The organism is Pseudomonas gessardii, from assembly GCF_001983165.1.
Classification (GTDB): domain Bacteria; phylum Pseudomonadota; class Gammaproteobacteria; order Pseudomonadales; family Pseudomonadaceae; genus Aquipseudomonas; species Aquipseudomonas gessardii.
Map to the genome: position 1 here is coordinate 17,770 of NZ_MNPU01000045.1, position 20,523 is coordinate 38,292.

Annotated in this window: 24 protein-coding genes; 15 read left to right on the plus strand and 9 right to left on the minus strand. The window is 60.6% G+C overall.

Annotated elements, in window-relative coordinates:
* Positions 1–22: 22 nt before the first annotated feature.
* Positions 23–634, plus strand: coding sequence for a 3'-5' exonuclease (locus BLL38_RS23590; RefSeq protein ID WP_076964530.1), 612 nt, complete (start codon positions 23–25; stop codon positions 632–634).
* A 99-nt stretch (positions 635–733) separates the two neighbouring features.
* Here the strand turns inward: BLL38_RS23590 and BLL38_RS23595 are convergent, their stop codons facing one another.
* On the minus strand, positions 734–1,192 hold the full coding sequence (locus tag BLL38_RS23595) for an Lrp/AsnC family transcriptional regulator (protein ID WP_076964531.1): 459 nt from the start codon (positions 1,190–1,192) through the stop codon (positions 734–736).
* 160 nt (positions 1,193–1,352) lie between these two features.
* Here BLL38_RS23595 and yedA point away from each other — a divergent pair, with 160 nt between their 5' ends.
* The 6 genes from yedA (at position 1,353) to BLL38_RS30745 (ending at position 5,826) form a co-directional block, all read left to right on the plus strand.
* Complete coding sequence (yedA, locus tag BLL38_RS23600) at positions 1,353–2,249, plus strand: drug/metabolite exporter YedA (RefSeq protein WP_076964532.1); 897 nt, start codon at positions 1,353–1,355, stop codon at positions 2,247–2,249.
* A gap of 48 nt (positions 2,250–2,297) precedes the next feature.
* Complete coding sequence (gene rhlE1 / locus BLL38_RS23605) at positions 2,298–3,632, plus strand: RNA helicase RhlE1 (protein WP_076964533.1); 1,335 nt, start codon at positions 2,298–2,300, stop codon at positions 3,630–3,632.
* Positions 3,633–3,798: 166 nt separating this feature from the next.
* Positions 3,799–4,374: a hypothetical protein gene (locus BLL38_RS23610; protein ID WP_130898261.1), complete on the plus strand. Its 576-nt coding sequence runs from the start codon at positions 3,799–3,801 to the stop codon at positions 4,372–4,374.
* A 177-nt stretch (positions 4,375–4,551) separates the two neighbouring features.
* Positions 4,552–4,956, plus strand: a complete 405-nt coding sequence (locus BLL38_RS23615; protein ID WP_076964535.1) for a hypothetical protein — start codon at positions 4,552–4,554, stop codon at positions 4,954–4,956.
* A gap of 183 nt (positions 4,957–5,139) precedes the next feature.
* A complete protein-coding gene (locus BLL38_RS23620) occupies positions 5,140–5,433 on the plus strand; it encodes a hypothetical protein (protein WP_076964536.1) in 294 nt (97 codons plus the stop codon).
* 117 nt (positions 5,434–5,550) lie between these two features.
* A complete protein-coding gene (locus tag BLL38_RS30745; protein ID WP_130898262.1) occupies positions 5,551–5,826 on the plus strand; it encodes a hypothetical protein in 276 nt (91 codons plus the stop codon).
* Between the two features lie 33 nt (positions 5,827–5,859).
* Here the strand turns inward: BLL38_RS30745 and BLL38_RS23625 are convergent, their stop codons facing one another.
* Complete coding sequence (locus BLL38_RS23625; protein ID WP_478370867.1) at positions 5,860–7,140, minus strand: TIGR03862 family flavoprotein; 1,281 nt, start codon at positions 7,138–7,140, stop codon at positions 5,860–5,862.
* 138 nt (positions 7,141–7,278) lie between these two features.
* Entirely contained in the window at positions 7,279–8,199 is a 921-nt protein-coding gene (locus BLL38_RS23630; RefSeq protein WP_076964538.1) for a histone deacetylase family protein, read from the minus strand.
* 75 nt (positions 8,200–8,274) lie between these two features.
* Between BLL38_RS23630 and BLL38_RS23635 the strand changes: the two genes are divergently transcribed.
* The 3 genes from BLL38_RS23635 to BLL38_RS23645 all read left to right on the plus strand — a co-directional run bounded on the left by BLL38_RS23635 (position 8,275) and on the right by BLL38_RS23645 (position 10,369).
* Entirely contained in the window at positions 8,275–8,844 is a 570-nt protein-coding gene (locus BLL38_RS23635) for a GNAT family N-acetyltransferase (RefSeq protein ID WP_076964539.1), read from the plus strand.
* Between the two features lie 71 nt (positions 8,845–8,915).
* The gene (tesB, locus tag BLL38_RS23640) at positions 8,916–9,785 is read left to right on the plus strand and encodes an acyl-CoA thioesterase II (protein ID WP_076964540.1); all 870 of its coding nucleotides are present in this window, start codon (positions 8,916–8,918) and stop codon (positions 9,783–9,785) included.
* Positions 9,782–10,369 (plus strand): HAD family hydrolase, encoded by a 588-nt coding sequence (locus BLL38_RS23645; protein WP_076964541.1) that lies wholly within the window; start codon positions 9,782–9,784, stop codon positions 10,367–10,369. The genes tesB and BLL38_RS23645 overlap by 4 nt, the downstream gene beginning before the upstream one ends.
* 39 nt (positions 10,370–10,408) lie before the next feature.
* Here BLL38_RS23645 and BLL38_RS23650 read toward each other — a convergent pair whose 3' ends face one another.
* From BLL38_RS23650 to BLL38_RS23660, 3 genes are read right to left on the minus strand one after another with little or no spacing between them, the layout of a single operon-like run.
* The gene (locus BLL38_RS23650) at positions 10,409–11,386 is read right to left on the minus strand and encodes a hypothetical protein (RefSeq protein ID WP_076964542.1); all 978 of its coding nucleotides are present in this window, start codon (positions 11,384–11,386) and stop codon (positions 10,409–10,411) included.
* The gene (ypfJ, locus tag BLL38_RS23655) at positions 11,387–12,274 is read right to left on the minus strand and encodes a KPN_02809 family neutral zinc metallopeptidase (RefSeq protein ID WP_076964543.1); all 888 of its coding nucleotides are present in this window, start codon (positions 12,272–12,274) and stop codon (positions 11,387–11,389) included.
* A 52-nt stretch (positions 12,275–12,326) separates the two neighbouring features.
* On the minus strand, positions 12,327–12,740 hold the full coding sequence (locus tag BLL38_RS23660; protein ID WP_076964544.1) for a hypothetical protein: 414 nt from the start codon (positions 12,738–12,740) through the stop codon (positions 12,327–12,329).
* 195 nt (positions 12,741–12,935) lie between these two features.
* Here BLL38_RS23660 and BLL38_RS23665 point away from each other — a divergent pair, with 195 nt between their 5' ends.
* Positions 12,936–13,814, plus strand: coding sequence for a DMT family transporter (locus tag BLL38_RS23665; RefSeq protein ID WP_076964545.1), 879 nt, complete (start codon positions 12,936–12,938; stop codon positions 13,812–13,814).
* 1 nt (position 13,815) lies between these two features.
* Here the strand turns inward: BLL38_RS23665 and BLL38_RS23670 are convergent, their stop codons facing one another.
* Positions 13,816–15,150, minus strand: a complete 1,335-nt coding sequence (locus BLL38_RS23670; RefSeq protein WP_076964546.1) for an MFS transporter — start codon at positions 15,148–15,150, stop codon at positions 13,816–13,818.
* Positions 15,151–15,404: 254 nt separating this feature from the next.
* Here BLL38_RS23670 and quiC point away from each other — a divergent pair, with 254 nt between their 5' ends.
* Together quiC and BLL38_RS23680 are read left to right on the plus strand one after the other, a co-directional pair.
* Positions 15,405–17,300 carry a 3-dehydroshikimate dehydratase QuiC gene (quiC, locus tag BLL38_RS23675; protein ID WP_076964547.1) on the plus strand — a complete coding sequence of 632 codons (1,896 nt, stop codon included), beginning with the start codon at positions 15,405–15,407 and terminating at the stop codon, positions 17,298–17,300.
* Between the two features lie 71 nt (positions 17,301–17,371).
* Positions 17,372–18,037 carry a TetR/AcrR family transcriptional regulator gene (locus BLL38_RS23680; RefSeq protein ID WP_076964548.1) on the plus strand — a complete coding sequence of 222 codons (666 nt, stop codon included), beginning with the start codon at positions 17,372–17,374 and terminating at the stop codon, positions 18,035–18,037.
* Positions 18,038–18,083: 46 nt separating this feature from the next.
* On the opposite strand, the gene BLL38_RS23685 is transcribed toward BLL38_RS23680, so the two are convergent.
* Positions 18,084–18,938, minus strand: coding sequence for a shikimate dehydrogenase (locus tag BLL38_RS23685; protein ID WP_076964549.1), 855 nt, complete (start codon positions 18,936–18,938; stop codon positions 18,084–18,086).
* Entirely contained in the window at positions 18,935–19,372 is a 438-nt protein-coding gene (gene aroQ, locus BLL38_RS23690; RefSeq protein WP_076964550.1) for a type II 3-dehydroquinate dehydratase, read from the minus strand. The genes BLL38_RS23685 and aroQ overlap by 4 nt, the downstream gene beginning before the upstream one ends.
* Positions 19,373–19,658: 286 nt before the next feature.
* Here aroQ and BLL38_RS23695 point away from each other — a divergent pair, with 286 nt between their 5' ends.
* Entirely contained in the window at positions 19,659–20,087 is a 429-nt protein-coding gene (locus BLL38_RS23695) for a DUF4160 domain-containing protein (RefSeq protein WP_076964551.1), read from the plus strand.
* The gene (locus tag BLL38_RS23700) at positions 20,084–20,521 is read left to right on the plus strand and encodes a DUF2442 domain-containing protein (RefSeq protein ID WP_076964552.1); all 438 of its coding nucleotides are present in this window, start codon (positions 20,084–20,086) and stop codon (positions 20,519–20,521) included. The genes BLL38_RS23695 and BLL38_RS23700 overlap by 4 nt, the downstream gene beginning before the upstream one ends.
* Positions 20,522–20,523 lie beyond the last annotated feature (2 nt).

Genomic DNA, 20,523 nt, shown 5'->3' on the forward strand with positions numbered 1-20,523 from the left:
TTCAGATGGGGTTGGAACAGGTTTGGAACGGATAGCGGTCATCGACTTTGAAACCACCGGCATCTCGCCGAGCAGCAGTTGCCGGGCCACGGAAATCGCCGTGGTCATCCTGGAGCAGGGCCAGATCGTGGACCGCTACCAGAGCCTGATGAACGCCGGCGTACGTGTGCCGGGGTTTATCGAGCAACTGACCGGCATCAGCAACGCCATGCTGCGCAGCGCGCCGCCGGCCGAGCGGGTGATGAACGAGGTCAATGAATTTGTCGGCACCACACCGCTGCTGGCGCACAACGCCGCGTTCGACCAGAAGTTCTGGGACTTCGAGCTGGGCCTGATCCGCCGCACCCGCCTGCAAAAATTCGCCTGCTCGCTGCTTCTGGCCCGCCGGCTGATGCCCGCTGCACCGAACCACAAGCTTGGCACCCTGACCGCCTACGCCCAGTTGCCCCACACCGGCAAGGCTCACCGGGCAATGGCCGACGCCGAAATGGCGGCCAACCTCACCGCCCACCTGGCCCAGGAACTGCGCCGTGCCCACGGCTTGCGCGAACTGTCCCACGATCTGCTGTGCAGCTTGCAGAAAGTGCCGGCGGCGAAGATCACGGATCACCTGAAGAAGCATCGCGGGTTCTGATCTCAATCTTCAGAACAATCAAGCTCCCACAGGTGATCGCACCCAGCCCGGGCAACCCGGTCCACTGTGGGAGCCGGGCTTGCCCGCGATGGCGCCCGCTCAGGCGCCGCCATTCTTCTTCTCCAGATGCCCCAATGGCACCCGTCGTTCTATGGCGCTCGACAAGATGATCGAGGTCTTGCTGAACCCGAATTTCGCCACGCGGTTGATCAGGTTTTCCAGCTCCGGCATCGAGCCCACCGCCGCCTGCATGATCACGCACGGGTCGCCGGTGACCCGGTGGCACTCGGTCAGCTCGGGGATTTCTGCCAGCGCGTCGTACACTTTCTGGCTGCCGTTGTTGGTCAAGCGCAGTTCGATCGTGCACTGGATCGGCAAGCCGATCTTGGACAGGTCGACCTTGGCCTGGTAGCCGGTGATCACGCCGCTGGCTTCCAGCTTGGCCACGCGTTCGGCCACGGCGGGGGCGGAGAGGTTTACGGTGCGGGCCAGTTGCGCGTAGGTGGCGCGGCCATCCTCCAGCAGGGCGCTGAGGAGCATGCGGTCGTATTTGTCCATGAATAAGGCTCTGGCAGTGAGGGGCTTTTGAATACAAGGCTTATAGCCCTGATAACCATGATTTGAAAAGTGTATGGGCACTTTAAACAGGTTTTGTAACTTATGTTTATTGGTGTGGATTTCTAAAATAGCCATCCCTTGTCTTGCCGCAGAGCTGCCCATGCCTGGCCCACGCCGTTTTCCCTTACCGTTGATCGCCGCTTTTTTTGCACTGTATGTGATCTGGGGGTCTACCTACCTGGTGATCCGCATTGGCGTGGAGTACTGGCCGCCGTTGCTGTTGGCGGGCATTCGCTTCTGTGTGGCGGGGGCACTGATGTATGGCTACCTGCGTTGGCGCGGGGTGCCAGCGCCGACCTGGGCGCAGTGGAAAGCCGCGGGCATGATCGGCATCTTGCTGCTGACCTTCGGCAATGGCGCGGTGAGTGTGGCTGAACACACCGGCGTTACTTCCGGGGTTGCAGCGCTGGCCGTGGCGACGGTGCCGCTGTTTACCTTGCTCTGTGGCTATTTCTGGGGCGCGCGTAATACCCGTCTGGAATGGGCCGGGGTGATTCTGGGGATGATCGGCATTGCCATGCTCAATATGGGCTCCAACCTGCAGTCGAGCCCGCTGGGCGCAGGGTTGCTGTTGTTCGCTGCTGCCTCCTGGGCGTTTGGTTCGGTCTGGAGCCGGCACTTGCCGTTGCCCCAGGGCGCCATGGCCAGCGCCGCTGAAATGCTGGTCGCCGGGGTGGTGTTGTTGATCGGCAGCGCACTCAAGGGCGAACACCTGGAAGCCATGCCCCCAGTGGAAGGCTGGCTGGCCCTGGCCTACCTGACCGTGTTTGGCTCGATCATCGCCTTCAACGCTTATATGTACCTGCTCAAGCATGTGCGTCCGGCGGCGGCCACCAGTTATGCCTACGTCAACCCGGCGGTGGCGGTGTTGCTGGGGATTGTGTTCGTGGGTGAGACCATCGGCCTGGAGGAAGCCCTGGCGATGCTGGTGATTATCAGCGCGGTGCTGTTGATCAGCCTGCCCCAGTGGCGCAAGCCGAAGCCGGAAATAAGGTAAACTGCCGCGCATTACGCCCTTGCGCTGAATTTTTCCTACGGTAAACACATGACTTTCGCCACACTTGGCCTGATCGAACCCTTGCTGCGCGCCCTTGAGACGCTTGGCTACCAGACCCCGACGCCGGTGCAGGCGCAAGCCATCCCGGCCGTGCTGGCCGGCCGCGACCTGATGGCCGCGGCCCAGACCGGCACCGGCAAGACCGCCGGTTTCGCCGTGCCGCTCCTGCAATTGCTAACCCTGGAAGGGCCAAAAGTCAGCGCCAACTCGGTGCGCTCGCTGATCCTGTGCCCGACCCGCGAGTTGGCCGAGCAGGTTCACGCCAGCGTCGCCCAGTACGCCGAACACCTGCCGCTGACGACCTACGCGGTGTACGGCGGCGTCAGCATCAACCCGCAAATGATGAAGCTGCGCAAGGGGGTCGATGTGCTGGTGGCCACCCCTGGCCGCCTGATCGACCTGTTCCGCCAGAACGCGCTGAAACTCAATCAGCTGCAAACCCTGGTGCTGGATGAAGCCGACCGCATGCTCGACCTGGGCTTCTCGGAAGAGCTGGCGAACATTTACCGCATGTTGCCGAAAAAGCGCCAGACCCTGCTGTTTTCCGCGACCTTCTCCGATGACATCCGCCTGCTGGCCGGGCAGATGCTCAATGACCCTTTGAGCATTGAAGTCAGCCCGCGCAACGTCGCCGCCAACACCGTCAAGCAGTGGGTGGTGCCGGTGGACAAGAAGCGCAAGGCCGAACTGTTTGTGCACTTGATGCGCAAGGGCAAGTGGAAGCAGGTGTTGGTATTTGCCAAGACCCGTAATGGCGTGGATGCATTGGTCGATAAGCTACAAGGCCTGGGGATCAATGCCGACGGTATCCACGGTGACAAGCCACAAGCTACGCGCCAACGTGCCCTGGACCGTTTCAAGGCCAGTGATGTGCAGATCCTGGTGGCCACCGATGTGGCGGCCCGTGGCCTGGATATCGAGGACTTGCCGATGGTGGTCAACTTTGACCTGCCGATTGTCGCCGAGGATTACATCCACCGCATCGGCCGCACCGGCCGGGCCGGCAATACCGGTGAGGCGATTTCCCTGGTGTGTGCCGATGAAGTGAACATGCTTTCGGCTATCGAAATGCTGACCCGCCAGACCTTGGCTCGCCATATGGAGCAGGACTTTGAACCCGAGCACCGCGTGCCGGACACCGATGCCAGCGGGCAAGTGGTGAAGAAGCCGAAAAAACCGAAGAAGCCTAAGACGTCTGGCGGGGGCGGTAAGCGTAACCTGGGCAAATGGGTGGACAGTGGCGAGGCGGCACCGGTAGAGCCGTCGATCAAGCCGGTGCGTAAGGTGCCGGTTTTTAATACGGGGCCGCGTAAAAAGAAGTAACTGTTTTTTGTTGATCAAATAAACAGTCAGTGAGTCGTGTGGGCGGGGCAATCCCGCTCACATTAGTTTGTCTAAATATTGCTCGATAAATAATTGAAGCCCCTTCTTGTAAAGTTGTGCTTTGTTCTATCTGGAAATATTTTGTTGAGTTGAAAGTTGTGTGGTGTTGGAACTTTTAGAACTCAATGACCACCATGATTTGGTCGTCAACGTGTTTGTTGATATCGATTTTATGGAGGGTGGTATGGCGTTTCCTTTGGTTCCGATCATTATAGCCGCACTAAGTGGTGCGATTGTTACAGGTACCGGCATTGCGGTTATTGACAAAAGAGTAAGAGAGAATAAAGAGGTGGCCGAAACTAGCAAAAAGTTGCTTGGTGAGGCGGAAAGGCTAATCGGGGAGGGGAAGCTTTACCCCGCCTTTCAGGCATATCAAAAATTTGCAGATTATGTGATGAGTAACTACAAACTTTCACCAGAACAAAAGTTGGCGTATAAAGAGCGGTATGAAGAGCTCGTAGACGTTGCAAAAGAAAAACATGACAAGCTGAAAGCTGACTATAAAAAAAATATCAAGGAGGCCGAGAAGGAAGACAGTGGCGCTGCACTCTACAAGGTTCAGGCTGAGCACCTTGCACAATTGGAGAAAATATTGGGAGCAGGGGCGCCGGAGCTTAAGAAAACAGAAGATTCTTTTGGGATTAACTATCAAGTTCAGAAGTACGGCGTTAACTACAATTGATAAACAAGGAGGGCGTTTGTTTGCTTCGGGCCGGAAATGCTAGAGGCGGGCTATTGTTTAGCCTATGAGCCCTCTGCAAGAGCGAAGCATGGCGACTTGCGGTTGGCAAGGCGAGTGCCTTATCCCGTTAAAAAATATTCTTTCGGATAAGAGTTTAATGCTTTTGGAAACTTTTAGATGTTGATGGCCACACATAAAAGTGTCATGGTTTTTTTGAATTTCGATTTTAAGTGGAGCGTGAATATGATTAATCCTCTTTTTGCTTCAGCTGGGTTAGGCTCGATGGCGAGTGCCGGTGCGGGGGGTAAAATTAATGACTCAGAAAAAAATACGGCCATTGAAAAGGTAAGGGCAAAAGAAGAGGAAGTGGCTAAGTTAAATAATAAGGTGAAAGAGTATACCAAGGCAGGGGACTTGGATGCCGCAACCCAGGCACTTAAGGAGTATGAAGACTATGTGAATAAAAACTTCGGACCTCCGCCGGGGGAGGCGAGGGCTTTTAAAGATGAATATGCAAAGCTAGAAAAGAAGCCTTTTGATACGCCCGGTCAGCCTCAGAAAAGCGCCATTATGTACGGTTGAAAAGTTTTCAGGGAGGCGTCTTTGTCTGCCAGCTTTGTGCGTAGAGCACCAATAGTGGGAGGGGCGTACTTTGAGTCTAACTGACGAGTATAAAATCGCCCTGCAAGTAGCAGTGGGGGTGGTTTTTTACCTTAAGTATGTCAAAGGGTTTTTGTGAAATTCAACTTTAAATGGAGAGTTGATATGGCTATTCCTTTTTTGATTTTAGGTGGGATGGGTTTGTTGGCAGCTGCCGGTGTCGGTGTTAGCATTAGTGAGTCAGAGAAAAGTAAGAGAGGTGAAAAAATAAGAGCAGCAAAAGAGGCCGTGGGTGAAATGATTGATGAGGTGAAAACGTTTGTTCAGGCGGGGAGTTTTCACTCAGCACTCAAGGCCCTTCAAGATGGTGAGGTTTATCTGATGAAAAACTACGATCTTTCGCCGGAACACAAGGAGATGTTTAAGGGTAATTATGCTGCGCTAGAAAAGTTGTTGTAGCACACTACAAGGCTAGTACTTTGGCGCTGGAGCTAAACCGTCAGAGAGGTCTTTTGGTGTGAGTTGGCAGCCCGCCAGTCTTGTGCGTAGAGCAACCAATAGTAGGAGGGGCGCATCTTGAGTCTAAAAGACGAACATAAAAGTATCCCGCAAGTAGCATCGAGTGAATTTGATTGCTTCGAGCCGAAAATGCCAGAGGAAGACTATTCTTCATCCTATCAGCATTCTGCGCAGGATGAAGTACAGCTACTCCCGGTGGATGAGCATTTACTTAACTCTCTTCGAGAGCTTCACGAGATGATACAAGCGCTGGTTATCAATGGGCCCGAGCATGAGCGCCCGACCACGGAGCAGCGCTTTTATCGTGGCGGCCTGAGACAACATTTGCTGTAAGTACAGGGTTGGGGGCATCAATGCCCCCAATCTTTAGTGAGCCCAAGAGCTGTCCAGCCACGTCAATATGCCCCGCCCCGCCATCCGCCCACTGGCAAAACACCCCGTCAGCAAATAGCCGCCGGTCGGTGCCTCCCAGTCCAGCATCTCCCCGGCACAGAACACCCCCGCTAATGGCTTGAGCATCAAGCGCTCATCCAGTAATTCAAACGGCACGCCGCCGGCAGTGCTGATGGCTTCATCCAACGGTCGGGTTTGTACCAGGGTCAGGGGCAGTGCCTTGATATCCACAGCCAACCGCGCCGGATCATGGAAGTGCTCTGCGGGTGCCAACTCGCGCAACAGCGCGGCCTTTACCCCATCCAGGCCCAACTGGCTGTGCAAATGCTTGCTCATCGAGCGTGAGCCACGGGGCTTGGCCAGCGCCGCCTGCACCTTGTCCAGCGGCTTGCCCGGCAGCAGGTCGATGTGCACGGTGGCAGAGCCTTCGCGGTTGATGGCTTCGCGAAGCGGCGCCGACAGCGCGTAAATCAGGCTGCCTTCGATACCCGTCGCGGTGATGACGCATTCGCCCAGGTGAGGCTTGTCATCCGCCAGGCCTATCGCGACATTTTTCAGTGGCGCGCCGGCGAATTTGCTCACCATCAATTCGCTCCAGGCTGACACCTCGAAGCCACAATTGCTCGGTTGCAGCGGGGCGCAGGGTACGCCTTGGTCTTCCAGCAACTTCAGCCAGGCGCCGTCGGACCCCAGCCGCGACCAACTGCCGCCGCCGAGGGCCAGCAGCACGGCATCGCTGTGGACAATTTTCTCGCCATCCGGGCTGTGGATCATTAAGCCGCCGTCGGCACTCCAGCCCAGCCAGCGATGCCGGGTGTGGATAACCACCCCTTGGTCACGCAGGCGCTTGAGCCAGGCCCGCAGCAGCGGTGCGGCTTTCATATCGGTCGGAAACACCCGGCCGGAGCTGCCGACAAAGGTTTCGATACCCAGGCCATGAATCCATTCGCACAACGCCTCGGCACCAAACTGGCGCAGCAGCGGGGCGATATCTGGCGCGCGTTCGGCATAGCGGGCGAGGAACGCCGGGTAGGCTTCGGAGTGGGTGATATTCATGCCACCCACGCCCGCCAGCAGGAACTTGCGCCCCACCGAGGGCATGCCGTCATACAGGTCCACCCGGACCCCGGCCTGGCTCAGGACTTCGGCGGCCATCAGCCCGGCGGGGCCGCCGCCGATGATCGTGACGTGATAAGGCTGGGCTGGGATTTGCGGCATGGCGGTGGCTGCGGTTCGGCGAAGTAGGCCGAGCATTCTACCCGAGGACCGCGAAACTGCCTGATCAAAAAACGTACATCTTCCTACATGCTATACGGTTCCTGCCTTACAGGCGTTTACGCTCAAGTTATCCACAGGCCGTTCCACAGGCATTGTGGGTAACGCGCTCATACTTCAATGACAACCTGATGACGTCCACACCCGCTGCGCACTGTGGTGCAGGATGCCATGGCGGCGGGCCAGGGCAGGGCGGTCCTTGCTGTAGCCGCCACCAATCACCCCCATCACTGGGATGTCGCGGCCCAGGCAGTGGCGCATCACGCTTTCGTCACGGGCGGCGACGCCTTCGTCTGTCAGCTTGAGGTAGCCGAGGGCGTCATCCTTATGCACATCGACGCCGGCGTCATACAGCACCAGGTCAGGCTGGTACAACGGCAGCAGGTAGTTGAGGGCATCGTCCACCACCTTGAGGTAATCGGCATCCCCCATGCCCATGGGCAGCGGGATATCCCAGTCGCTGGTGGCCTTGCGTGCGGGGAAGTTTTTTTCGCAGTGCAGGGACACGGTAATGGCATCGGGGGTGTCGTGGAGGATGCGTGCGGTGCCATCGCCCTGATGCACATCACAGTCGAAGATCAGCACCCGGTTGACCCGCCCGCTGGCCAGCAGGAAGTGGCTGATCACCGCCAGGTCATTGAAGATACAAAAGCCCGCCGGGTAATCGTAATGGGCGTGGTGGGTGCCACCGGCCAGGTGGCAGGCCAGGCCGTGTTCCAGGGCCTGTTCGGCCGCCAGTAACGAACCGCCGACCGCCCGTACCGTACGCCGGGCCAGGGCTTCGCTCCAGGGCAGGCCGAGGCGCCGTTGGTCTTCGCGGGACAAGTCGCCGCTCATATAGCGTTCGATATAGCCAGGGTCATGGGCCAGGGCGAGGACGTCGGCCGGGCACAACTGGGGACGCAGCAGTTGGCTGTCCTGGGCCAGGCCGCTGTCGACCAGGTGATCGCGCAGCAGCCGGAACTTGTCCATGGGGAAGCGATGATCCGCCGGGAACTCGGGGCTGTAGTCGTCGTGGTAGATCAGTGGCAAAGGCATGGCAATTTCTGACAGGAACCAGCGACGGATCTTAACAGCGCTGTACACTCACGCACATGGCCGGGGAGGGGAACGATGGAGCCGATACTGGAGTTGGAAAGCGCGCGCCTGGTGCTGCGCCAATGGCGCGACAGCGATCTGCCGGCGTTTGCCCGCATGTGCGCCGACCCGCAGGTGATGCGCTATTTCCCGGCCCCCCTGGACCGCCTGGAAAGCGCCGCCCTGATCGGGCGGGTACGCGGGCATTTTGCCGAGTTCGGGTTTGGCCTGTGGGCCCTGGCACGCAAGGACAGCGGCGAGTTTATCGGCCTCACGGGGTTGATGCATGTCGGCTTTGAGGCCGACTTCACCCCGGCGGTGGAGATCGGCTGGCGTCTGGCCCGCGAGCACTGGGGCCTGGGCTTTGCCAGTGAGGCGGCCTGGACCGCGTTGCGTGGTGGGTTTGATCGTTTGCTACTGGAGGAGATCGTGGCCTTTACCACCGAGGCCAACCTGGCGTCGCAGAAAGTCATGCAGGCCATCGGCATGCATTACGATCCGGCGGCAGATTTTCAGCACCCCAGGCTCGCGGCGGATGATCCGCTGCGCCATCATGTGTTGTACCGCATCACCCGCGCCCAATGGTTGGATACGCTGCACGGATAAGCAGGCCGCCCGATGTGATTCCCCGCCGCAGCCAAGACTGCGCGGTTTTGCCCTGTGTGAGGAGAGTTTGAATGAGCCAAGTGTTGGAAGATCTGGTCGACTTGCTGACCCTGGAACCGATTGAAGAAAACCTCTTCCGTGGTCGCAGCCAGGACTTGGGCTTTCGCCAACTGTTCGGCGGCCAGGTCTTGGGCCAGTCGCTGTCGGCGGCCAGCCAGACCGTTGAAGAGGCGCGGCATGTGCATTCGTTGCACGGCTATTTCCTGCGTCCGGGGGATGCCGGGCTGCCGGTGGTCTATCAAGTGGACCGGGTACGCGATGGCGGCAGTTTCAGCACGCGCCGGGTGACGGCGATCCAGAAGGGCAACCCGATCTTCACCTGCAGCGCCTCGTTCCAGTACGACGAAGAAGGCTTCGAGCACCAGACCACCATGCCGGTGGTGGTAGGCCCGGAGAACCTGCCGTCGGAGCTGGAGCTGACCCGGCAGCGCGCGCACCTGATCCCCGAACCCATGCGCGAAAAACTGCTGTGCCCCAAGCCGATCGAAGTGCGCCCGGTGACCGAGAAAGACCCGTACAACCCGCAGCCGGGCGATCCGGTCAAGTATGTGTGGTTCCGCGCCGATGGCGCCCTGGCCGACTTGCCGGCCTTGCATAAGTACCTGCTGGCCTACGCCTCGGACTTTGGCCTGCTGACCACCTCGTTGCTGCCCCATGGCAAGACCGTGTGGCAGAAGGACATGCAAGTGGCCAGCCTGGACCATGCTTTGTGGTTCCACGCCGACCTGCGGGCCGATGACTGGTTGTTGTACGCCATGGACAGCCCATGGTCCGGCAATTCCCGTGGGTTCTCCCGTGGCAGCGTGTACAACCGCGCCGGCCAACTGGTGGCCTCGGTGACCCAGGAGGGTTTGATCCGCCATCGCAAGGATTGGGCATGAGCCTGGCCGACGTTAAGCACTGGGTGTTTGATATGGACGGCACCCTGACCGTGGCCGTGCATGACTTTGCGGCAATCCGCGTGGCCCTGGATGTTCCGCCTGCCGACGACATCCTCACTCACCTGGCGACATTGCCCGCGGCTGAAGCGGCGGCCAAGCATGCCTGGTTGCTGGAGCATGAGCGTGAACTGGCGCTGGGGTCGGTGGCGGCCACGGGCGCGGTGGAGCTGGTTCGGGACTTGGCGGCACGGGGCTATCGCCTCGGGATCCTGACGCGCAATGCGCAGGCGTTGGCGCACATCACCTTGCAGGCCATCGGCCTGGCGGACTGCTTTGCCGTGGAGGATGTGTTGGGACGTGACGATGCACCGCCCAAGCCGGCCCCCGGAGGCCTGTTGAAACTGGCCCGGGCCTGGGATGTGGCGCCGGCCGAGATGGTGATGGTGGGTGACTATCGCTTTGACCTGGATTGCGGGCGGGCGGCGGGGACGCGGACGGTGTTGGTCAACCAGCTCGAAAACCCCTGGCCTGGGCTGGCTGACTGGCATGCCAAGGACTGCGCGGCATTGCGCCAGATGATCTAGCCCAGGCAGCACATTTTTGATTGGGTTTTTCCAGGGCGGTTAGTGGAACAAGGCTTCCTGCCCCTGCGGCGAGGTAAACATCTTGTCGCCATCATGCCCAACCCCAGGCACTTCAACCAACCGCTGGCTCAACTGCGGATGCCGCAGCTTGAGGTAGTCAAAATAGTTGTGCCCACGAATCAGCCGGTAGGCGCCCTGGGCCTCGGCCGCGCAGCTCTTGTCCAGGGCCGGGTGGTTGGGGTCGGTGTCCTGCTGGCCCAGCAGGTAGGTGATATCGCGCGCGACGTAGGCTTTTTCCAGTTGCTGGGGGCTTTGGCCATTGGCATAGGCCGGCAGCTTTTGCAGGCCGTATTTCCAGGCATTGAAGTCCGGGCAACTGGCCGGGGTAAACGGCACCGGGCGTTGCGGGCTGAAGTAGGCGTAGGACGACGGGTTGGCGATCACATAGCGCAGGCTGATCCCGGCGGTTTGCAGGGCCGGGTGGGCATGGCCGGTCAGGGCAAAGCGCTGCACCACCTGGCCGCCGCCGGAATGCCCGGCGACTACTATTGCCTTGAGGGCCGGGAACAGTGTGCGGTTGCCCAGGTGCTGGATGATCTGGTCCAGGGCCCCGTAGGAGCTGATCTGGTCATGGCCGATTGACGCCTCGCCAGCCATCCACCCATTGCCGTGCCAGCGTAAAACGTTATCGCCCAGGTGATGGCGCTGGATATCGGCCTCGTTGAGAAACTGCGGCGCGATCACCAGGGTATTGGCACCTTGCCCGGCGTGGGCCGCTGCATCTTCGGCACTGTTGAGGTAGGTCTGGGCGTTGCGCAGCCGGCCATGCACGATAATCAACGCGCGAGTGATTTGTGGCAGCGGCTGGCGCCAGTCCTGGCTCAGGCCCAGGCTCAGGTCGCCGGCTTGCAGAGAAAAGCGCTCGGGGCTGACCACCTTGACCGCCTGCCCGGCGGCCTGGGTGGCGGTAGCGCTGGTGATCATCACGCCCAGCAGCCATCCGCAGCGTTTATTCATTTACAGGCTCTTGGCCGTAAACGTGTCGCATTGGGAGATCTGGCCTTGGGCAAACCCGGTCTTGAACCAGCGAACCCGCTGTTGCGAGGTGCCGTGGGTGAACGAGTCGGGGACCACACGCCCCTGGCCCTGTTGCTGCAAGCGGTCATCGCCGATGGCGTTGGCGGCGTTCAGCGCTTCTTCGATATCGCCCGGTTCCAGCCAGTTCAGGCGCTTTTGCGCACGGTTGGCCCAGACCCCGGCGAAGCAGTCGGCTTGCAGCTCCTGGCGGACCAGCAGGCCACCATCGCCTTGCATCTGCCGGCCTTGCTGGCGCGCCACCTGGATTTTTGACGAAATCCCCAGCAGGGTTTGCACGTGATGGCCGACTTCGTGGGCGATCACATAGGCCTGGGCAAAATCGCCGGCCGCCTGGAAGCGCTGGGACATTTCCCGGAAGAAATCCAGGTCCAGGTAGACCTGCTGGTCGGCCGGGCAATAGAACGGGCCACTGGCCGAGGTCGCGCCGCCACAGGCGGAATTCACCCGGCCACGGAACAGGATCAGCTTGGGGTTCTTGTAGGCCAGGCCGTTTTCCTGGAACACCTGGCCCCAGGTGTCTTCAGTGTCGCCCAGCACCGCGCGCACGAAATCCGCCTGCTCATCATTGGCCGGCGGCGCCTGGCGCGTTTGCGGGCTGACCGAAGGGGCCTGCTCGGTCATCTGGCCGCTCAGTTGCCCGAGGATCTGCATCGGGTCCTGGCCGGTCAGCAGGCCGATTCCGACGATCAGCACAATGGCGGTCAGGCTCAGGCCCTTGCCACCCCCAAAGCGCATGCCGCCGCCACCGCCGCCGTCATTGCGCGCGTCGACCACGTTGTCGCTGCGTCGACCCTTTTTCCATAGCATGGGGCAATCCTCTTGATGATCGTGTTGTTAGCGCCGTGATTGAGTATGGCCGTTATTCGCGGCAATACCCTTCGCCCGTGTTGACCACCAGGCAGTCTTTTTTATCCGCCAGCCATTTCAAACCGGTGGCGGCACCATTGCCGGCGCGCAGCACCTGTGGGCCGTCCGGGCGGTTGAAGAGGATGCCGTCTTCGCCAGCCTGACCCTTGAAGGTGCCGGCCGCATCGGCATCCAGGCCGTATTGCATGGTCAGCAGGTAATGCCCGCGCCCGATGCTGTCGTCCTTGCTGACGGTCAGGTGCAGGCCTTCGACGCCGATCCATTTGCCGACCCATTTGTCGGTGGGCAGGGTTTCTGGCACCAGGCTCGCCTGTACCGAAGGCGGCGCCGGCTTGGGCGCCTGGGGGGCTTTATCGCAGGCACTGAGCAGGGCGAGGGTCGAAAGCAGCAACAGGGTTTTTTTCATCGGGGATTGGCCTTGGTTAAAAAGCCTGCAATGGCAGGCTGGCGTGCAGGGTTGGACTGGGTTTGGGCGAATTAGTGCGCTGATCGCCCGCTGTTTGGTTATGCTCTTGAGACCGATGCACCACCCGCTCTAGATTAGCGCGTTGAGTGCCACTGCTTGCGGCGGTCATTTCAGCCTGTCACGCACGAGAATTCAATGACTCTCAGCACCCCACTTTCCGGCGTCAACCATCCCTTCAAGGGCATCGTGCTGATTGTGCTGGCCACGTTCCTGTTTTCCAGCCACGACGCCTTGTCCAAATACCTGGCCGGGTTCTATCCGATCGTGATGGTGGTGTGGGCCCGCTACATGGTGCATACACTGCTGATGGCGGGGATTTTCCTGCCGCAATCGGGCTTGCGCGTGCTGCGCAGCAAGCGCCCGTTATGGCAAGTGGCCAGAGCCTTGTGCCTGCTGGGCACCAGCCTGTTTTTCACCGCCGCCCTGCATTACATCCCGCTGGCGGAAGCCACGGCGGTGAACTTCCTCGCGCCGATCCTGGTGACGGCCCTGTCGGTGCCGCTGCTGGGCGAGCATGTGACGCGGGGCCAGTGGCTGGCGGTGATCTGTGGGTTTGTCGGGGTGATCATCATTGTGCATCCGGGCGGTGAGTTGTTCACCCCGGCGGTGTTGTTGCCATTGGTCTCGGCGTTGTTCTTCTGTTTCTACCAACTGCTGACCCGCATCCTCAGCCAGTACGACAGCCCGACCACCAGCAACTTCTTCGCCGGCCTGTGCAACACCCTGGTGATGAGCGCGTTGGTGCCGTTCTTCTGGCAGGTGCCGACCCTGGGCCATGGCCTGTTGATGCTGGCCCTGGGCACCTGTGGGATGACTGCGCACTTGATGCTGACCCAGGCCTTCCGCTTCGCCGCGCCGGCCTTGCTGGCGCCGTTCGGCTATTGCCAGATCGTGTTTGCGGGGTTGTTGGGCTGGCTGGTGTTCAATCACACCCCGGACCTGACCACGGTGGTCGGGATCGGGGTGATCTGCCTGAGCGGCCTGGCCGCTGCCTGGCAGCAGCGGCGGCGTTGAATCAGGTCGCGACGGTAGGGATCTTGCGCGGTGCCATGAAGTACATCCAGGCCAGGGCGATGAAGTACATCGCCGGGATCAGGGTGAACAGCACGGTGTAATTGTTGTGGGTCACGGTCAGGATATGGCCGACGATCTGGGTCATGAACATTCCGCCGATAGCCGCGCACATCCCGCCAAAGCCAAACACTGTGCTCATCATGTGCTTGGGCGTGTAGTCCATCACCAGGCTCCAGATATTGGCGGTCCAGGCCTGGTGCGCGCCGATGGCCAGGGAGATGGCCAACACCGCGACCCACAGCTGGCTTGCGCCGGCGGCCATGATCACGCCGACGATGCAGCAGGCAAACAGCAGCATCGACAGCAAGCGCGCCTTGATCGGCGGCATGCCACGTCCGATCAGGAACGAGGACAGAACCCCACCGCCCACGCTGCCGAAGTCGGCCGTCAGGTAAATGATGATCAGCGGGATACCCATCTGCGTCACGTTGATCCCCAGGTTGTATTGCTGGTTGAGGAACGGCGGCAGCCAGTACAGGTAGAACCAGAACACCGGCGCGGTCAGGGCGTAGGCAATGGCGAAGGCCCAGGTGCCACGCATGCGCAGGATGCGGCTGAACGGCACGCGAGGTTGTTCCGGCTCGACTTCCTGTTGCACGTAGTCCAGTTCCGATTGCTTCACGCTCGGATGCTCTTCGGGGTTGTAGTACTTCAGGCCCCAGAACACCAGCCAGATCCCACCCAGTGCCGCCATGCACAAAAAGGCGGCCTGCCAGCCCCATACATGCAGCACCAGTGGCAGCAGCATTGGTGTGAGCATGGCGCCGACGTTGGTGCCGGCGTTGAAGATCCCGGTAGCCACCGCCCGCTCGCCGGCGGGGAACCACAGGCGGGTGGTCTTGACGCAAGCGGGGTAGTTGGCCGCTTCGGTCAGGCCGAGGATAAAGCGGCAGACCATAAAACCCAGCGCCGAGGTGGCCAGGCCGTGGGCGCCGGTGGCGATGCTCCACAGCAGCACTGCGCAGAAGAACACGCGCTTGACGCCGACCCGGTCGATCAACCGGCCTTGCAGCACGAAACCAATGGCATAACCCACCTGGAACCAGAAGTTGATGTTGGCGTAGTCCATCGCCGTCCAGCTCATCTCCTTGGCCAGGATCGGCTGCATCACACCCAGGGCGGCACGGTCGATGTAGTTCAGGGTGGTGGCAAAAAATACCAGGGCCAGCATGCCCCAGCGGGTTTTGCCAACGGCGAGGGCGCCGCGAATCTTGTCGCCAATGGCCGCTTGCGGGTTGCCGGGGCGCGGGGCTACGGCGGAGTTTTGCGAAGGCATGAGAAGTACCCGTTTTTTAAAATTGTTAGGGTGTGTTCTGGGTCTTGATCACAGGTTTGCGCCTTGAAAAAGCGGCCCTGGATGCGCAATCGATGGTGCGCAGCGGCTAAAAAATCGTCAATTCGCCAATCGCCATTGTGTTCGATAATCGCCCATAAAACTAACCGGTTGGTACATTTTAAATTGCCGCTTTATCGCCGGGGGCCAATAATTTGCCGCAAACAACACCAGCTTTCATTGCCGGGAGTCACCCCATGCAGCGTTCCATCGCCACTGTTTCCCTGAGCGGCACCCTGCCGGAAAAGCTCGAAGCCATTGCGGCGGCCGGGTTCGATGGGGTGGAAATATTCGAGAACGATTTGCTGTATTACGACGGCAGCCCCCGCGAAGTGCGGCAGATGTGTGCCGACCTGGGCATTGCCATCACCTTGTTCCAGCCGTTTCGCGACTTTGAAGGGTGCCGCCGCGAGCGCCTGGCGCGCAACCTGGAACGGGCCGAGCGCAAGTTCGACCTGATGCAGGAACTGGGCACCGACCTGGTGCTGGTGTGCAGCAATGCCTCGGCGGACTCCACGGGCGAACATTCGATCCTGCGTGATGACTTGAGCCTTTTGGCCGAACACGCCGGCCGGCGTGGCTTGCGCATTGGCTACGAGGCCCTGGCCTGGGGCCGGCACGTCAACACCTGGCAACAGATCTGGCAACTGGTACGCGAGATCGATCATCCCAGCCTCGGGGTGTTGCTGGACAGTTTTCATACCTTGTCACTCAAGGGCGACCCGACGGCGATCGCCCGGATCCCTGGCGACAAGATCTTCTTCGTGCAAATGGCCGACGCGCCGCTCCTGGCCATGGATGTGCTGGAGTGGAGCCGGCATTTCCGCTGCTTCCCCGGCCAGGGCGAGTTCGACCTGCCGGGTTTTCTCGCGCCGATCATTCAGAGTGGCTACACCGGGCCGCTGTCCCTGGAGATTTTCAACGATGGCTTTCGCGCCGCGCCCACCCGGGCCAACGCGGCGGATGGTTTGCGCTCATTGCTGTACCTGGAAGAGAAGACCCGCCAACGCCTGGCGCAGCAGGCCACGCCGGTGGACATCCTGTTTGAGACCCCGGCTGCCAGCGAGTACGACGGCATCGAATTCCTCGAGTTTGCGGTGGATGAAAACCTCGGCGCCCGGCTGACCCAATGGCTGCAACGCCTGGGCTTCGTCAAGGCCGGGCAGCACCGTTCCAAGAGCGTGAGCCTGCTGCGCCAGGGTGATATCAACCTGATCCTCAACTGCGAGCCGTACTCCTTTGCCCACAACTTTTTCGAGGCCCATGGCCCGTCGTTGTGCGCCACGGCGATTCGCGTCAAGGACAGCGCCAAGGCCCTGGAGCGGGCGGTGGCCTACAAGGGCCAGCCTTATCGCGGCCTGGTCGGGCCCAACGAGCTGGAGCTGGCGGCGGTGCGCGCGCCGGATGGCAGCCTGATCTACCTGGTGGACCCGCATGCCGGCGGGTTCTACGACACCGATTTCAACCTGCAGGCCGCCAGCACCCGCGGCGGCGGCCTGCTGCGCATCGACCATATGGCCATGGCGCTGCCGGCCGACAGCCTTGACAGTTGGGTGCTGTTCTACAAGAGCCTGCTGGATTTCGAGGCCGACGATGAAGTGGTGCTGCCGGACCCTTACGGCCTGGTCAAGAGCCGGGCGCTGCGCAGCCGCTGCAGTTCGATCCGCCTGCCGCTGAATATTTCCGAGAACCGCAACACGGCGATTTCCCACGCCTTATCCAGTTATCGTGGTTCCGGTGTGCATCACATAGCCTTCGATTGTGCGGATATTTTTGCCGAGGTCAGCCGGGCCAAAGAGGCGGGCGTGCCACTACTGGATATCCCGCTCAACTACTACGATGACCTGGCGGCGCGTTTTGATTTCGACGATCAGTTCCTCAGCGAGCTGGCGTACTACAACGTGTTGTACGACCGTGATGCCCAGGGCGGTGAGTTGTTTCATGTGTACACCGAACCCTTCGAGGGGCGGTTTTTCTTCGAGATCATCCAGCGCAAAAACGGTTATGCGGGCTATGGCGCCGCCAACGTGGCGGTACGCCTGGCCGCGATGGCCAAGTCGCGCAGCGGGGCGTTGCGTCAGGCCAAGTTGTAGGGCGCTGGTGCTTCCTTCGTACGACGTGGCGGCCCATAATCGGCACCTGCATCAATGGCCGTGAGCGCACCATGACCCCGACCTCCGAACTGCCCGACGCCCCCCTGGCGCCGCGCAAGAGCCGCAAGAACAACCCGGAAAAGACCCGCGAGAACATTCTGCAAGAGGCCATTGTCGAGTTCGTGCAGCAGGGCCTTTCCGGGGCGCGGGTGGATGCCATCGCCGAGCGCATCCACACCTCCAAGCGCATGATCTATTACTACTTCGGCAGTAAGGAGCAACTGTACGTCGAGGTCCTGGAAAAGCTCTACGGGGATATCCGCAACACCGAAACCCGGATGAACCTCACCGCGCTGGAACCCCGTGAAGCGATCCGGCGCCTGGTGGAGTTCACCTTCGACCACCATGACCAGAATGTGGATTTTGTGCGGATTGTCAGCATCGAGAATATTCACAACGCTGAGTACGTAAAGCAGTCGGATGCGATCAAGGCGATGAACAGCAATATCCTTGAGGCGCTTGGGGCGACCTTGCGCCGGGGGGCGGAGCAGGGGCTGTTCCGCGCGGGGCTGGAGCCGCTGGATGTGCATTTGCTGATCAATTCGTTCAGCTTTTACCGGGTGTCCAACCGCCATACCTTCAGTGAGATTTTTCAGATCGAATTGTCGGATGAAGCAATCAAGCAGCGGCATCGGGCGATGATTTGCGAGTCGGTGTTGCGTTACCTACAGGCCTGATCCACCGCCGAATTCAATGTGGGTGTGTTTGTGTGGGAGCTGGCTTCTACAGTGAAGTATTCATGCTCTGGAAATGATCGAGCATCCTTTGTGCATCTGCTTTCTCACCACTGAACAACTCAAAGGCCTTCACCGCCTGGAACACCGCCATATTGCCCCCATCCAGCGTGCGACAGCCCAAGGCCCGGGCGCTGCGCAGCAGCTCGGTTTCCAGCGGGAAGTAGACGATTTCCGCGACCCACAAATCCGCACGCAACAACCCCGCTGGCACGGGCATGCCCGGCAGCTTGGCCATGCCCATGGGCGTGGTGTTGACCAGGCCGTCGGCTGCCGCCATCGCGCTATCCAGGTTGCTGCCGGCGTACGCCCGGTCTGGGCCGAAGTGCTGGTTGAGGTTGGCGGCCAGGCTTTGGGCGCGGTCGTTATCCACATCGAACACACTCAACTGGCCGACCCCCTCGGCCAACAGCGCATGGGCCACCGCCGCGCCCGCGCCACCGGCGCCCATCTGCACCACACGCTGGCGCGCCGCATCCGGCAGGCCACGGCGAAACCCTTCGGCAAAACCCAGGCAGTCGGTGTTGTGGCCGATACGCTTGCCCTCGCGCCAGACCACGGTGTTGACCGCGCCGATGCCCCGGGCTTCGGGCGAGAGTTCATCGAGCAGCGGCAGGATCGCCTGCTTGCACGGGTAGGTGATGTTCAGCCCGGTGAAGTTCATCTGTTCGGCAGCCTTGAGCAGCTCGGGCAGGGCGTTGCTGTCCAGGTGCAACTGATCCAGGTCGATCAGGCGATACAGGTAGCGCAAGCCTTGGGCATCGCCTTCCTGCTCATGCAGGGCCGGCGTGCGGGACGCCTGGATGCCGGCGCCGATCAGGCCGGCGAGGATGGATGGTTTCATTTGAGCACCCGCCCCAAATGCTCAAGGGCCAGGTGGTAGCCGTGGCTGCCAAACCCGGCGAGCACAGCCTTGGCGATGGGCGAGACGAAGGAGTGATGACGAAAGGGGTCGCGGGCATGCACGTTGGACAGATGCACTTCGATCACTGGCAGTTCACTGGCCACCAGGGCGTCGCGGATGGCCACGCTGGTGTGGGTCCAGGCCGCCGGGTTGATCACAATCCCGGCACAGCGGGCGCGGGCGCCGTGGATCCAGTCCAGCAGCTCGCCTTCGTGGTTGGTCTGGCGAAACTCCAGTTTCAGCCCGAGCTGTTCAGCGCTGCGTCCACAGAGCGCGGCGACATCAGCCAGGGTTTCGTGGCCATAGGTGGCCGGTTCGCGGGTGCCGAGCAGGTTCAGGTTGGGGCCGTTGAGGACCAGCACGATAGGTGGCATGGGGGTGTCTCCGGTGTTGTTTTTATGGATGGGAATAAAATGTACTGAATAGTTAATTTGGTCAATTGGCGTGGGCTCCTGCGCAGGGGAAGTGTTCGATTAACGAACGATCAATTGTGGGTGAGGGCTGTATTGGCTGGGGCACGCGCGGTTACAACCCGGCATTTGAAGCGGTGCCAATCGTTACTAGGCTGTGAGGCAGCTCTGGCGATTGGAAGGAGCCGGCTGTCGGTTGATGCTCGTTAAAGCGCCGATCGGTGATAAATAACCTAACGGATGGGTTACGATGAAAGTAGGCACTTACAAAGGACATGTGATTGCAGTGTTGCTCAGGGATGAGCATTGCCCGCCACACGTACATGTCGGGGGCAAGGACTGGGATGCGCGTTTTTGCTTCAGCTTTCTGCATGGGGACGTGGCGTTGTGGGATGTGGATCCCGAGCGGCGGCGGCCACCCAGTGGGGTGCTGGAAGGCATCCGCCAGGCATTGAAGCAGCCGCATTATCTGGCGCGGGCGCGAAGGATCTGGTGGGAGAAGCTGCACACGGTCTGCCTGGAGAACCATTCCTGGGATTGGGAGGCCGATGAGGTCGTGCCGGGGTTGGTCATCCGGCGGGGTGTCTACGTGATCGCCAAGGCCCGGCACGATGTGGCGGGGCGGCGAACCATTTTGAACCTGGTGAGGGCGCCAGGATCCGTGGAGATTGAGTTATGAAAATTGTAAAAGCCAAGGTACGGCCCGATGTCCCGCTCACTGAGGCCGCCATCGATAAGGCGGTGGCCCGTGGGCGCAAGCTCAAGCGGGTGTACGCCAATGCCAGCTCCGTGGGCTATGAAGACGACTGCATCTGCATCGGCTTCAGCGACGGCAGCCGCATTCTGTTGCCGGTGGCTGGCCTTGCGGAGTTTGAAGGGTTTTCTGTGCAGGACTTCCAGCAGCTGGAGCTCGGGTTTGGCGGCAAGGCGCTGTGCTGTGAGGCCCGCGACCTGCATGTGTCCATCGCCGGCCTGATCGCCACGAGCCAGCCCTTGATGGACCTGGCGGCGAGCATGGTGGCATCGCGCAATGGCCGTAAGACCAGTGCCGCCAAGTCCGAAGCCGCCCGTGCCAATGGCAAGAAGGGCGGGCGGCCACGCAAGGAGGAATGAGC